The organism is Roseateles sp. (genome assembly GCF_049240545.1).
Classification (GTDB): Bacteria; Pseudomonadota; Gammaproteobacteria; order Burkholderiales; family Burkholderiaceae_C; genus Paucibacter_A.
This window is the reverse complement of the sequence record NZ_JBMLSK010000225.1, coordinates 1-13,985: the sequence shown is the minus strand read 5'-3', so window position 1 is coordinate 13,985 and position 13,985 is coordinate 1. Positions and strand designations below refer to the sequence as shown.

The window sequence follows — 13,985 nt, the reverse complement described above, 5'->3', positions numbered from 1 at the left end:
AGCTTCTCCTGAGGCGCGCTCAGTAGCTGTGAGCGCCGTGGGCGCCCAAGCTCATTTGATACTGCAGCATCAGCTGGCGATCATTGACGCCTTCACGCGAGCGATCTTGCGCCAGCTGCAGGCGAATGCGCGAGAACTCGCTGGGACTGTAGTCCAGCATCAGCGAATGCTTGGCGGGCTTGTAGCGGCTTTGCGCGTACAGATCGCTGTTCAGACCGTAGTCGGGCCGGCCAGCGTCCAGGCGCTCGGTGCGCAGGCCGACGCGCCAGGCGGGCATGAACTGATAGACCCCTTGCACATACCAGCCCGACAAGGTCGCGCGGTAGTCGCCGCTGCTGGCGGCGTCACTGTCGGCGGCATAGAGCAGGCTGCCCTTGCGGCGGCTTTGCAGATACTCACCTTGCAGCTTGAAGTTGGTGCGGGTGGCGTTGCCGTTCGGTGCCCATTTCCAGATCGCGTCCAGCACCCAGACCTGGGTGTCGCCATCGAAGGCGCTGTGCACCGATTCGCCCGCTGCATTCAGGCCGACCAGCTCTTGCGCGTTGGCCTTGGCGTTCAGCAGCGAAGCGCCCAGGCGCCAGCTGTGGCTCTCGCCGATATCGCCGCCGGTCTTGGCGGATAGCGCCCACATGCCGGGCTTGTTGCGCGAGGTGTCGGTGCCGGGGTGGCTGCGGCCGCGGCCGATCTCGGCGCCCAGCTCCAGGTACTGGTCCAGCGGCGCCAGCCATTTCAGCTGCAGGCCGTCGTCACCGTACTGGCCGCCGGTCAGCGCTTGGTAGGCCAGGGCGTTGTCGATGAAGTCCCAGCTATGGGCATGCTGCGAATTGAGATAGCCGATGCCGGACAAGAAACGGCCAGCCTTGGCCGTCAGCCCATGGCCCAGCGACGTGGTCTGCACATAGGCCTCTTCCACCGAGACTTGGTTGTCAGGGTGCAGCGCCAATTTCAGCGAACCGCGCCAGAAGGGGTCGATTTGGGCCGAGATGCCCAGCTCCGATTCGGCCAGGCTCAGGCCGCGCGTGCCGGGGCCGAACTCGCCGTCGGTGGGCAGGTGAAAGCCGGTGATGCCGTAGTTCTCGGGGTCTTGCGAGGTGTTGGCATAGGTGCCCGAGAGGATCAGCGAGATGGCCGGGTTGAAGGCATTGGCGCCGGCTGTCTTGTTGTTGCCGGGGGCAGCTGTGGCAACAGCGGTGGGTGCCGTCGCTGTGGCTGCTGCAGGTGCGGGGCTCGTGTTCGCCGCTGTAGCCGGCTTGGCCGCCGCAGTTGCGCTGGCTTCAGCCGAGCGCAGGCGTTGCTCCAGCGCTTGCATGCGTGCCTCGTAGGCGGCGCGCATGGCTTCCATCTCTTGGCGCAGGGCCTTGATGTCGGCGGCGGTCTCGGCAGCGGCCGGTGTTTGGGCGTGGGTGGCGGCCATAGGCAGGGCCATGGCGAGCGCGAAGCTCGCGGGAATCAGCTTGTTCATGTTCAGAAATCTCGTGGGGTCAGCGGCCCAGCGGCAATTGCGCCAGCGGTCGATCGTGAATCAACCGCCAGACGCTTGCGCTTGGGCTCGCAAAAGCAGGGTGGGCGCTCGGCCACGCGCGCGCCAAGCCTCGGCTTCAGATGCAAGGCTTGGGCGGACCACGTGTGGCCGAGTCCCAGGATTGGCTTTAGACGAAACGAGCGGGGGGGGCGCGGCTTTGAAAAGCACGCAGCGGCCGGCTGAACGGGCCGGCGCTGGGGGCGAGCAGTGCCTGCGCCTCGCCCAGGCTGGGCGAGGCAAGGTGCAGGGCAGCCGCAGGCGGCGCGATCGCGTCGATGGCTGCCGCCGCCAAGCAGAACTCGCAATGCGCCAGGTGCGGCGAATGGCTTTCGCGTTCGCTGCTTTCGGGTTTGCTTTGTGTGGAACTCAGGTGCGAGAACGCATGCCAGCCCGACCAAGCCTGTGCCATCGGCACGAGCAGGGCCAAGCACAAGACCCACAGGACGCGGCGGTCCATGCGGCGGGGCTTGATGTTGGCGAGGAGGGTGTGGCGTGCGTTCACGATGGGGCGCGATCTTAGCCCAGGGTCCTTGACGGCCGATTCATGGGTGCTCGGCCTGAGAGCACTGAGGCCTGTTGCATCAAAAGGCCGAGCGCTGCGCTGTTGAGCCTGAGGGGCTCCTTTCTCGACAGAAAAGGGGCATTCGATCCTCATTGAAATGGGACCAGTGCGCACCCCTGGAATTTCAGACGGCGTCAGGTCTACTGGCAGATTTCCCCTGAGAAGATCTTGGTCTCTCTCGCTTTCCCTAACCCCAATTTTGGGGGGATCGCTTAGCTGAAACACAAAGCTAAAGTGCGCAAAGCAAAAATTAAGGAAAAAGATCATGGGAGTCTGGCGATCATGGATAAGCGTTTGCGCTTCGATGTTGATTCTGGCCGCATGCGGCGGCGGGGGGGCTGGGGGCGGCAGTGAGGTGGCGCCAACGCCGACGCCGACGCCTTATGCCTTGGTCCAGCCAGCGATGGCACCCGTGTCGCCATCTATCGACAAAAGTCGAGCCAGTGGCTTTGTATCAGTCGCCGCTGACACCTTGGCGCCTTTGGGGCGCAGGGCAGGTGTGTCAGTCGAGTTGCGGCCCATTCAGGGGGATGGCACGCTCGGTGCTGTCAAAGGTGTTGCGAGTACGGCGGCCGATGGTAGCTTTTCAATCGACCTTCCAACCGGGGGGTCGACCGCCGACGGGAGCTGGATGTTGGTGGCCCAAGTTGACGGCGTTGGTCTTCGCGCATATCTCTACCCAGGCTCGGTAAGGGTGGACGTGAGTTCAGAGGCCTGGGTTCGCCAAGTCGCAGCCGCTGCTGGTCGAATCTTGGCCTTCCCCGATGCGAATCTGTCCGTCGTGAGTCAGATCGCAGCTGCCTTCGGTTTGATCGCCGATGCCACCGGCGATCAACGCGCCTCACTGGCGCTAGGAGCGGCAGCGGATCAACTGCTGAGCGCGCTTTCAAACGACCGCGCATTGGACTTTGTTGCCAGCACGCTTCGCAAATCCGGCAGCTTACCAAGTGAAGGCACTGGCGATATCGGTGCGTTTTACGCCATGTCGAACACGTACGCGGCCATCTTTGCGGATGACACGGGACGGCAATTGCAGTTGGTGCTTAAGGATGAGTACGGCTATCAGATGGCAGTCAATGGGACATGGGAATACAACGGCACTGCATCTGTGCTTAAAGATGGGCAATGGCAAGCGGTGCCGAGTTCCGGCGGACGGGGGCGACTCAGCCCAAGTCGCGGCTATCAACGACTCCCCATCTCAGACCCGCAATTGGCGCTTGTGTCCTATGTAGTCGGAGAATTTCCATCGCAGAGCTTTCCCGTTCAACCGGGTGCCCGCCAACTCGATGCTCGCAGAATCACGGATACCAAGTTGAACTTCACTGGGGGTTCTGACATTCAACCCTTGGCGTTTTCAGTGAATCAGATTGTTGGCGCGGTAGAGACCATTTCCCTGGGGATAGGCAGCTTCAGAGCGGTTCCTATCGTGACAGAGGAGCAATTGGTTCTTCCAAAGTCCGCCTCCACCGTCTCGACGACCGTTTTGCGATCGACGGTGTGGGTCGCACCTGGCGTCGGCATTTTGAAGGAGAGGGATCAGGTATTTGTCGATGGCATTGAGGACAAGGCTGGCGCGTTGAACTTGGAACTGAAAAGCGCATATGCCAACAAGACGGTTTGGCCTGCCCAACTGACAATCAATGCGGGCAAGGGCACGTGGGCTTCGAATAACTGGTACTGCCTACCAATTATTTTCTCGAACTTGCGGCGTGCAGTGACGGTGGAGTATGGCCCCGTCGTACAAAGTTCGCCCACCTTGGCGCTGGCGCTGTGGGACATTGACACAGGCCTCCAAATTGGCGCGACAAGGAATTTTTCAGGCTTTAGGTCGACATGCCCGGTGCCGTCAGGGGACGAGATGAGTTTGTTGGCGGCGGAACATTTATCTCCACTTGATGCGAGCGACGCCTGGCCCAAGACGGAAGCAGCGGCTTTGGCTCTCAGCGAGCTGGTTCACAAGGTCAGTGCCAAAGACCTCTCGGATATGGCGACCTATCGCTTGGCTGCTGTCCCCGATGTCTCCCAGCCATCAAAGTATTGGCCCGCTGCACTGACCGCCCTCTTCGCTGCACCTGATGGCAGCGGACGTTTCATCGCGGCCTACGTCAAAAAGGGCTACGGTTCATCGACATCTGGGCTTGACCGATACATCCAGGTGCTTGGGCCCGCAGTTGCGAGTCCCGTGGCTCGGGTCGCCAATGAAATCCTGCTGGGTGTTGATTGGAGCAGTGGTCAGCTCTATTCGAATCAAAACGTTGATCCCTTGGACTTGTATGTTCGGTCGTTTTCTACCGCCGACGGAGTCGATCAACGGTCGATTCGCACGATTCGCTCGGGTCGCTTCTTCTCGAACTTTTGGTTCGCAAGCAAAAACTTCCTCCATCTGAATGACGGTAGTACCGTTCGCGTCAGTGATGGCAGCCCGGGGCCCAAACTGCCGTACAAAATGGACGAATGTGCTGTGGGTAAGGCTGTGCTCGTGTGTGTGGACTCGGGGGAAGATCAGCTTGTCAAAATAGATATTGACACCTTGTCTGTGCAGGGCAAGGCGGGCCTCGGCTCTTATTTGCGCAGTTGGTCGCAATCGAATCCAGACTTCAGGATTTCAAACTCGATTCTCAGAAGTCCTCGGTTCTTGGATGACTCGACTTTGCTGGTCAACGGTTTTGTCGTTCGGGTTGGGCGATGGAACTCTGTCACCTCGAGCCCTTGAGCCGTTTTGCCCACGTGTTGCCTTCAAAAGCTGCGAGTCACATCTGGTTCATGAGGCGGTTTTGAGTGCCGTGAATTTGGTCTGATGGACGAGGGAGCGAGGAGCGGATGGACAGTGTGGGTTCCGCCACAATCCCATCGCCATGAACCTCCGTTTTCTCGAAGCCTTCCACTGGGCCGTGTCCTTGCAAAGCGTGACGCGCGCTGCCGAGCGCTTGCACCTCACCCAGTCGGCCTTGTCGGCGCGGATTGCGGCGCTGGAGCAGGAGTTGGGCGTGGTCTTGCTGGACCGGCGCGACAAGCAGCAGTTCCGCCTGACCCAGGCCGGGCAGCGCTTTCATGGCTTGGCGCAACAGATGCTGCGCTTGCAACGCCAGGTGAAGGAAGAAATGGGCCGCCATGGCGAGGGCGCCGACAAGGAGGCCGGCCCGCGCCGCCCGGTGCCACTGCGCATTGGCGCCATCGAGTCGGTGCTGCACAGCTGGCTGAGCGACTGGCTGCTGAGCGTGCGCGAGACCTTGCCCGATTTTGAGTTGGCGCTGACGGTGGAGACCTCGCTGGAGCTGGTGGAACAGCTGCGGCGCGGGCAGCTCGACCTGGTGTTCGCCTCCTTGCCTGCCGCCGATACCGCCGCGCTGCGCAGCCGGCCGCTGCCCAGCATGCCCATGGCTTGCCTGGGGCCGCAAAGTCTGCCGCCCTTGCCGGGGCGGCGCCGCCGCTACCGTCTGAAAGACCTGGCTGGCCAGGAGTTGCTGACCTTTCAGCGCGGTTCGCAGCCGCACCAAGCCTTGCTGCAGCTGTTCCAAGACGCGGCGTTGGAGCCGCCGCGCATTCACACCATCTCCTCGATTGCGGCCATGCTGCAGCTGGTACAGGCCGGCTTTGGCATTGCGACCTTGCCGCTGGCGGTGGCGCAGCGGGTCGTGCAGCAGCAGATGCCTGCGGTGGCGCTGCAGATCCTGCCCTGCAATTTTGAGTTGGCGCCTTTGCTGATGCATGCCAGCTACCGCCCGGACCCAGCCTCGGGCTTGATTGAGGAGCTGCTGGCCTCGGCGCTGCCTTTTGCGGAGCAAGGCTGAACGGCTGAGTCATCAAAAAACTCGATCAGTCCAACAGAATTTTTGTTGTTTGATTGCCGCGCCATCGGCTCGCACAATGGCTGTCGAAACCGATTTGATGCCTTTATCTGAGGCCTTCGCCCATGTGCCCTGCCGACGCCAACTCTGACATCTCCACGCCTATTGCCGCCCAGCGCTGGCAGTTCTGGATCGACCGTGGCGGCACCTTCACCGACTTGGTCGGCCGCGCGCCCGATGGCGCGCTGCGCACCCTCAAGCTGCTGTCTGAGAACCCCGAGCAATACCGCGACGCGGCCGTCGAGGGCATTCGCCGTTTGCTGGGCTTGAGGCCCGGCGAAGCGATCACGCCGCAGCAGGTGGAGTGCGTGAAGATGGGCACCACGGTGGCCACCAACGCCTTGCTGGAGCGCAAGGGCGACGCCACGCTGCTGATTACCACCCGCGGCTTTCGCGATGCGCTGCGCATCGCCACCCAGGCACGGCCGCGCTTGTTCGATCGCAAGATCGTGCCGCCCGAGTTGCTCTACAGCCGTGTCATCGAAGCCCAGGAGCGCTTGAGCGCCCAGGGCGAATGCTTGACAGCGTTGGATGAGGCGGCGCTGCGCTGCGAGCTGCGGGCTGCTTTTGATGCCGGCCTGCGCGCCTGCGCCATCGTCTTCATGCATGCCTACCGCTTCCCGGTGCACGAGTTGCGCGCCGAGGCGCTGGCCCGCGAGATCGGCTTCACCCAGGTTTCGGTTTCGCACCGGGTCAGCCCGCTGATGAAGCTGGTGCCGCGTGGTGACACCACGGTGGTGGACGCCTATCTGTCCCCTATCCTGCGGCGTTATGTCGAGCAGGTGGCCGAGCAGATGCCGGGTGTGCCGCTGTTCTTCATGCAAAGCTCGGGCGCTTTGACCGAGGCGCACCGCTTCCAAGGCAAGGACGCGATTTTGTCCGGCCCGGCCGGCGGCATTGTCGGCATGGTTCGCACCGGGCTGGCGGCGGGGCAGGCCAAGCTGATCGGCTTCGATATGGGTGGCACCTCCACCGACGTCAGCCATTACAAACACGAAGGCGATATCACCGCCGATCCGGCCAGTTATGAGCGCGCCTTTGACACCGAGGTGGCCGGCGTGCGCATGCGTGCGCCGATGATGAGCATCCACACGGTGGCGGCCGGCGGCGGCAGCATCATCCGTTTTGACGGTGCACGCCTGCGCGTTGGCCCTGAGTCCGCCGGCGCCAACCCCGGCCCGGCCAGTTACCGGCGCGGCGGGCCGCTGGCGCTGACCGATGCGAATGTGATGCTGGGCCGCATCCAGCCTGACTTCTTCCCGGCACTCTTCGGCCCGGCGGCCGATCAGCCCTTGGACCGCGACACCGTGGCAGCGCGCTTTGCCGAGCTGGCCCAGGCGAGCAGTTCGGTGGGTGGCCCCAGTTCGGCCGAAGAGCTGGCCAGCGGCGCGTTGCAAATTGCCGTGGGCAGCATGGCCAATGCGGTCAAGCGCATCTCGGTGGCGCGTGGCTATGACGTGACGGCCTACACCTTGCAGTGCTTTGGCGGCGCGGGCGGCCAGGCGGCCTGCTTGGTGGCCGATGCTTTGGGCATGAGCCGGGTGTTGGCGCATCCACTCGCTGGTGTCTTGAGCGCCTATGGCATGGGCCTGGCCGAGCAAGGCGCGCTGCGCGAAGCCTCGGTAGAGCGGCCGCTGGACGAGGCCGGCCTCGCGGCGGCTCGCGCGCAGTCGACGCTGCTGGATCAAGAGGCGCAAGCGGAGTTGCTGGCACAGGGCGCGCCGGCCCCAGCCTTGCGCAGCCTAGCCCGCTTGCTGCTGCGCTACCAGGGCACCGACACCGCTTTGCCTTGCGAGTTGCTGCCGCAGACCGGGGTGGATGAGCTGAGGGCTGCGTTTGAAGCCGCCTATCGGCAACGCTTTGCCTTCCTGATGCCGGGCCGCGCCCTGGTGATCGAGGCGGTGGCGCTGGAGTGCACAGCGATCGACCCGACGCCGCATGCAAGCGCTCATGTGGACGCGGCTTCCAAGGCGGAGCCCTACCAGCCTGAGCCCGCCGCGCTGCGCCGCATGTACTGCCCGGCCGATGACGCCGGCCCGGCCGGCTGGCGGCCTGCGGCCTTGCATCGCCGCGAACACCTGCGCCCCGGCGCCTTGATCGACGGCCCCGCCATCCTGGCCGAGCAGAACGCCACCACCGTGGTGGACCTCGGCTGGCAAGCGCGGCTACTGAGCGACGGCGGCTTGGAGATGCGCCGCGTCCTGCCGCGCAGCAGCCGCCACGCCATCGGCACCCAGGTGGACCCGGTAATGTTGGAGGTCTTCAACAACCTCTTCATGAACATCGCCGAGCAAATGGGCCTGCGACTGCAGAACACGGCGCACTCGGTCAATATCAAGGAACGCTTGGACTTCTCCTGCGCCTTGTTCAGCGCGCGCGGCGAGTTGATCGCCAATGCGCCGCACATCCCGGTGCATCTGGGCTCAATGAGCGAGTCCATCCAGGTGGTGATGGCGCGAAACCCGGCGATGGCGCCGGGCGATGTGTATGTCTTGAACGACCCCTACCAGGGCGGCACCCATCTGCCCGACATCACCGTGGTGACGCCGGTGTTCCTGCACAAGGCCAGCGGCGATGCCGAGGGCGAGGTGCTGTCGGACAAGCCCGACTTCTATGTCGCCTCGCGCGGCCACCATGCCGATATCGGCGGTATCACGCCGGGCTCGATGCCACCGTTCTCGACCCGTATCGAGGAAGAAGGCGTCTTGATCGACAACTTCAAGCTGGTGGATCGTGGCCAGCTGCGCGAGGCCGAGATGCTGGCATTGCTCGCCAGTGGCCCCTATCCGGCGCGTAACCCAGCGCAGAACATGGCCGATCTGCGCGCCCAGATTGCTGCGAATAAAAAGGGCGCGCAAGAGTTGCAGGCCATGGTCGAGCAGTATGGCGCCGCCACCGTGGCGGCCTATATGCAGCATGTGCAAGACAACGCCGAGGAATCGGTGCGCCGCGCCATCACCCGTTTGCAGGACGGCGCCTTCACGCTGGCGTTGGACAACGGCGCGCAGATCCAGGTGGCGGTCCAGGTGAACCAGGCGCAGCGCAGCGCCGTCATCGACTTCAGCGGCAGCAGTGCGCAGCAGCTAACGAATAATTTCAATGCACCACGATCCATCACCATGGCCGCGGTGCTTTATGTGTTCCGCACCTTGGTGGACGACCAGATTCCCCTCAATGCCGGTTGTTTGAAGCCCCTGCGCGTGATCGTGCCTGCGGGCTGCATGCTCAACCCTTGCGCCCCTGCGGCGGTGGTGGCCGGCAATGTGGAGACCTCGTCTTGTGTCACCAACGCGCTCTACGGCGCCTTGGGCGTGATGGCGGCGGCCCAGTGCACGATGAACAACTTCACCTTTGGCAACGCGCAGCACCAGTACTACGAAACCATCTCCGGCGGTTCCGGCGCGGGGCCTGGCTTTGACGGGACCAGCGTCGTGCAAACCCATATGACCAACTCACGCCTGACCGACCCCGAGGTGCTGGAGTGGCGCTTCCCGGTGCGGCTGGAGTCGTATGAGATTGCCGCCGGCAGCGGCGGTGCCGGCCAATGGCGCGGCGGCGATGGCGGCCTGCGCAAGATCCGCTTCCTGGAGCCCATGACCGCCTCCATCCTCAGCAATGGTCGCAAGTCAGGTGCCTTTGGCATGGCCGGCGGCGAAGCCGGTGCGCCGGGTTTGAACTGGGTGCAGCGTGCCGATGGCAGCCTTGAGCCGCTGCCGCATCTGGGCCAGGTCGAGATGCAGCCCGGCGATGTGTTTGCGATTCGCACCCCGGGCGGGGGCGGCTATGGGCGGGCGCAAGACAAGGCCAGCCGCTAACTCGCCATCTGCAGGGCTTCCAAGCGCGGCAGCAGCCAGTCGCGCAGCGCACGCGCAGCCGGTGTCAGCTGGCGCCGGCCGGGCACCACCAAATACAGCGGCGAGGGCTCGCCCAGCCAGTCGGGGTGCAGATGCAGCAGCTGGCCGCTGCGCAACTCAGCGTGCACGTCCAGCTGCGATTTGTAGGCAATGCCAATGCCGGCCAGGGCCCAGCGCTTCACCAGCTCGCCGTCATTGGCCGAGTGGCGGCCTTGTACCGGCACGTCCTGCCATTGGCCGCCGATTTGCAGCCTCCAGGTCTTGGGCAGTTCATCGCGCAGCATGAATCGCAGCGCCTCATGCTGCACCAGCTCGGCCGCCGAGGCTGGCAGCCCGTTACGGGCGATGTAGGCCGGCGAGGCCACCAGCAGACGGCGGTTGCCAGGCAGCAGTGGCAGCGCCACCTGGGCGGAGTCGCTGGGCGCGCCATAGCGCAGGGCCAGATCCACCGGCGCGCGCATCAAATCAGCATTGCGATCGGACAAGTGCAGGCGCAGGGCCAGTTGCGGGTGGCGTTGTTGAAAAGCTTCTAAGTGCGGCAGCAGCACATTGCGGCCCAGGTCCGAGGGCAGGGCCACTTGCAGCTCGCCTTGCAAGACGGCGCCGCGCCGCGTGCCCGAGGCCAGCTCGCGGGCAGCGGCAATCGCATCCAGCGCCTGGCGAAAGTGCGGCAGCAGGCGCTCGCCCTCGGCCGAAAGCCGCAGGCTGCGGGTGCTGCGCACAAACAAGGCCACGCCCCACTGCGCTTCCAGCCGCTTGATGGCGGCGCTGGCCCCGGCCGGCGACAGGTCCATGGCCTTGGCCGCCGCGGTGAGGCTGCCCAGCTCGGCAGTGCGCAGCAGCAATTCCAGATCAGCAATTCGACTCATCGTTCGATTTTCATTGAAAGTGAATCGCGCCGATCGGCCTGTATTGCGCGAGCTTTTTTGCGCACACTGGCGGCATGCCATTCAGCGGCTTGCCTGCCGAAAGGCGGCACACAGATCGCCCTCAACACCCTTAGCGCCCTCATTCAATTTTTCAGGAAACCACGCCATGAAAGCCATTGCCTATCAAAACGCCCTGCCCATCAGCGACCCGCTGGCTCTGCAAGAGGTGGAGCTGCCGGCGCCGCAGCCCGGCCCGCGTGATCTGCTGGTCGAGGTGAAAGCCATTGCCGTCAATCCGGTGGACACCAAGGTCCGCAAGGGCGTGAGCGTCGAGCCCGGTCAGTGGAAGATCTTGGGTTGGGATGCGGTGGGCATCGTCAAGAGCGTCGGCGCGCAAGTCAGCCTGTTCAAGCCGGGCGACCGGGTTTGGTACGCAGGCGCTTTGCATCGCGCCGGCGCGAATGCCGAGTTGCATGTGGTGGACGAGCGTATCGTGGCCCTGGCCCCGCAGTCCTTGTCGGATGCCGAGGCCGCTGCCTTGCCGCTGACCGCCATCACCGCTTGGGAAATGCTGTTCGAGCGCCTGGGTGTGCCTCGCGCGGGCGAGGCGACTCGCGGCAAAGAAAGCCTGCTCATCATCGGCGCAGCCGGTGGTGTGGGTTCCATCATGACCCAACTGGCCCGTCAGCTGACGGACCTGCAAGTCATCGCCACCGCCTCGCGGCCCGAGACGGCGCAATGGGTGCGTGACTTGGGCGCCCACCAGGTGCTGGACCACAGCCAGCCTCTGGCTCAAGCGCTGAAAGACGCCGGCCTGCCCGCGCCGAACTATGTGGTCAGCTTGACGCAGACCGACCAACACTTCGATCAAATCGCCGAGCTGATCGCCCCGCAAGGCCGCTTCGGCCTGATTGACGACCCCGCTCCAGGCAGCATCGACATCGGCAAGCTGAAGCGCAAGAGCGTCTCTCTGCACTGGGAGCTGATGTTCACCCGCTCGCTGTTTGACACCCCCGACCAGATCGAACAACACCGCCTGCTCAGCGAAGTATCAAGGCTGGTCGACGCCGGCCTGCTGCGCAGCACCCAGGGCGAACACTTCGGCCGCATCACGGCCGAGAACCTGCGCCGCGCGCATGCCTTGTTGGAGAGCGGCAAGGCAAGGGGGAAGATCGTGTTGGAGGGGTTTTGAGGGGTTTTAAGGCTTGCGGCGATGTGCTTGCGATTCTATCGACGGGCGGGGCGGCGGCCATAGGGCAGCGGCACTGTCCTCCGCATCAAGCTGAGCCCGGACACAGGGAGTCTTGATGACGGTCTGTGCCTAGCGAAAGGGCAAGGCTCTGGCTTGCCGCGACCTGCAGGGCCGTTTGCAGAAGTTCAGTCTGTACCTCTTTGCGTTGCCGCTGTTCAGAACACAGGTCTAGAAAGGAAAAAGGCCCCTAAGGGTCAGGTCTTGCTATTGGGGCTTGAAATGGTGGGAAGTCCTTGTAGATGCGGCACGCCTCCCTGCGCGCAATGCGCGACTTCAGTCACCATCTTTGCCAAAGAGGACCTGTAAGGTACGGACAAAGGCTCTGGGGTTCATTTCGATGATCGGACCAAGGAGAACACCTCTCGCAGAACCATGAAGTCGGGCAATAGCGCCATGTGCTGAACTGCACACGCTGGCGAGTTCATCAAACTTGACGGGATCAACTACTTCCGCGAGCAGGCTGCGATGTTCAGGATGTTCAGTCCCTCCGATCGGAGTGCTGATCCAGACTTTCTTGGTGACACTGCTAACTTGCTTTGTAATCGCGTCAAGTGCGGCTGGAACGTCTGACAGTGGCATGAAGAGGAGCGCGTATCTTCCTGGTAGCGCTAGAAGTTCTTGCTCTAGCTGGAGCAAGCGTTGACGGTTGGCTCGGAATGCGATGACGTCTTCCGAAAGCGGAGACAAGATTGGAGCGGCTTCGGGTGGAATTCGTTGTGCACGAACGGTTGAGACTTCTCTGGCCAGAGCTTCAGCAAACATCTCAATCTGAAGGATGATGGCGTTGACTTCGCTGATCAGCCGATCTACAGAATCCGCTGCTGACATACGCATTGACGCTGTCGTCTGTCGCTGCCAACTATGCATGGTCGTATGCAGAGCGACAAAGAAACCTAGCACTGTCACTAGGCTGCTTGAAATTCCCACCTTGGCTTCGACGTCAAGTTCTTCAAACCACAGAATGAGTTGACCGAACGACCAAGGCTGGACGGTTGTGAGAAGGGGCGTGGCGAAGTAGATCGCAATAGAACTCAAGAGCCAGCCGAACGACGTGCTAACTAGCAACTTAACCGGATAGGCAAGCACTAGGCACACGCCAAGTAGGCGCTTTAGCAGTGGTGAGGAGGCGATCGTTTGGGAGAGCACAGCGTTTGTCTGAAAACCTATCGTTGGACGAAACCGGAAGTCAGAAAGCACCGCTTGCCGACGGTCCGCTTGACGGACTTGTTATGCACTATTTGGCCGGCCCTTTTTTCTTGTTGACTTTCTTTGCAATGGCTTTGAGCTTCTTGAGTTTTGGTTCGTAAATTTCTTGAAGAATATGTTCGGTTAGCTCATATGCATCCATTACATCATCCATGGTGACCTCGCTATGGCCATGGCTTCCTGCGTTTCCAAGCCACTTTATTGCCAGAATCATGTCTTTAAATGGCGCATACTTTGGTGGAAGTAGACCGATTCGCTGGTGAAGGTTTATGAATCTACGTTTGCCGTTGGATGTGGAAAACCTTTTTATATTTAACTCGGTTAGCAACTCTTCTATAGCTGCGCGAACATTATTTGCAGCCGCACTCGGGCTTGAGAAGAATAGTTTGAACGACTCGTTCAGCAGCGAGGTAACTGTTTCAGGGCAGTCGTCAGGTATATGAATTAGACGTAAGTGTGGTTCAAAGTGCTTGGGGCGAAAATAGTCCTCGTACACCTGATCTGGCACGCCGTTCTCATCCTCAACTATGTCCCAATCTACCGACCCGGTTCCACTACCGACGACAATCTCTTTGCATTTGTCATTCGAGCAAACAAGCATGCATGTGTAAACATAATTAATCCACTCAGGCTCCCATGCTTCGTGCGAGTGAGCTTCGCGCGAGTTGCGTAGTTCTGCTTCGTGAAAAGTTCCTTCTTTGATTCGCAGAATACCTTTATTGCAAGTGGGGCATACCCAGTCCGGGCTGTTTTCCTTGCGAAATGGGAGTTTGAGTAGTTTTCTATCCAAGGAGCACTCCTTCAATGGTTTACTGCATAACAGTTAGCGTTTATCTGCCGCCGCACGGCGGTGGCCGAACAGCCCAATGCGG

Annotated in this window: 9 protein-coding genes; 4 read left to right on the top strand and 5 right to left on the bottom strand. The window is 62.1% G+C overall.

Annotated elements, in window-relative coordinates; genetic code table 11:
• Positions 1-19: 19 nt before the first annotated feature.
• Both ACOVRJ_RS15860 and ACOVRJ_RS15855 read right to left on the bottom strand, forming a co-directional pair.
• Complete coding sequence (locus tag ACOVRJ_RS15860; protein WP_422044801.1) at positions 20-1,462, bottom strand: hypothetical protein; 1,443 nt, start codon at positions 1,460-1,462, stop codon at positions 20-22.
• Positions 1,463-1,649: 187 nt separating this feature from the next.
• Complete coding sequence (locus ACOVRJ_RS15855) at positions 1,650-2,024, bottom strand: DUF2946 family protein (protein WP_422044800.1); 375 nt, start codon at positions 2,022-2,024, stop codon at positions 1,650-1,652.
• A gap of 364 nt (positions 2,025-2,388) precedes the next feature.
• Between ACOVRJ_RS15855 and ACOVRJ_RS15850 the strand changes: the two genes are divergently transcribed.
• The 3 genes from ACOVRJ_RS15850 (at position 2,389) to ACOVRJ_RS15840 (ending at position 9,747) form a co-directional block, all read left to right on the top strand.
• Positions 2,389-4,797 (top strand): hypothetical protein, encoded by a 2,409-nt coding sequence (locus ACOVRJ_RS15850; RefSeq protein WP_422044799.1) that lies wholly within the window; start codon positions 2,389-2,391, stop codon positions 4,795-4,797.
• A gap of 142 nt (positions 4,798-4,939) precedes the next feature.
• The gene (locus tag ACOVRJ_RS15845) at positions 4,940-5,875 is read left to right on the top strand and encodes a LysR family transcriptional regulator (RefSeq protein WP_422044798.1); all 936 of its coding nucleotides are present in this window, start codon (positions 4,940-4,942) and stop codon (positions 5,873-5,875) included.
• 122 nt (positions 5,876-5,997) lie between these two features.
• The gene (locus ACOVRJ_RS15840) at positions 5,998-9,747 is read left to right on the top strand and encodes a hydantoinase B/oxoprolinase family protein (RefSeq protein ID WP_422044797.1); all 3,750 of its coding nucleotides are present in this window, start codon (positions 5,998-6,000) and stop codon (positions 9,745-9,747) included.
• Here the strand turns inward: ACOVRJ_RS15840 and ACOVRJ_RS15835 are convergent.
• Positions 9,744-10,655: a LysR substrate-binding domain-containing protein gene (locus ACOVRJ_RS15835; RefSeq protein WP_422044796.1), complete on the bottom strand. Its 912-nt coding sequence runs from the start codon at positions 10,653-10,655 to the stop codon at positions 9,744-9,746. The genes ACOVRJ_RS15840 and ACOVRJ_RS15835 overlap by 4 nt on opposite strands.
• A gap of 166 nt (positions 10,656-10,821) precedes the next feature.
• Here ACOVRJ_RS15835 and ACOVRJ_RS15830 point away from each other — a divergent pair, with 166 nt between their 5' ends.
• Positions 10,822-11,847, top strand: a complete 1,026-nt coding sequence (locus tag ACOVRJ_RS15830; protein ID WP_422044795.1) for a zinc-binding alcohol dehydrogenase family protein — start codon at positions 10,822-10,824, stop codon at positions 11,845-11,847.
• A gap of 333 nt (positions 11,848-12,180) precedes the next feature.
• Here the strand turns inward: ACOVRJ_RS15830 and ACOVRJ_RS15825 are convergent, their stop codons facing one another.
• Entirely contained in the window at positions 12,181-12,942 is a 762-nt protein-coding gene (locus tag ACOVRJ_RS15825; protein WP_422044794.1) for a hypothetical protein, read from the bottom strand.
• A 199-nt stretch (positions 12,943-13,141) separates the two neighbouring features.
• Positions 13,142-13,903 (bottom strand): DUF4145 domain-containing protein, encoded by a 762-nt coding sequence (locus ACOVRJ_RS15820; protein ID WP_422044793.1) that lies wholly within the window; start codon positions 13,901-13,903, stop codon positions 13,142-13,144.
• Positions 13,904-13,985 lie beyond the last annotated feature (82 nt).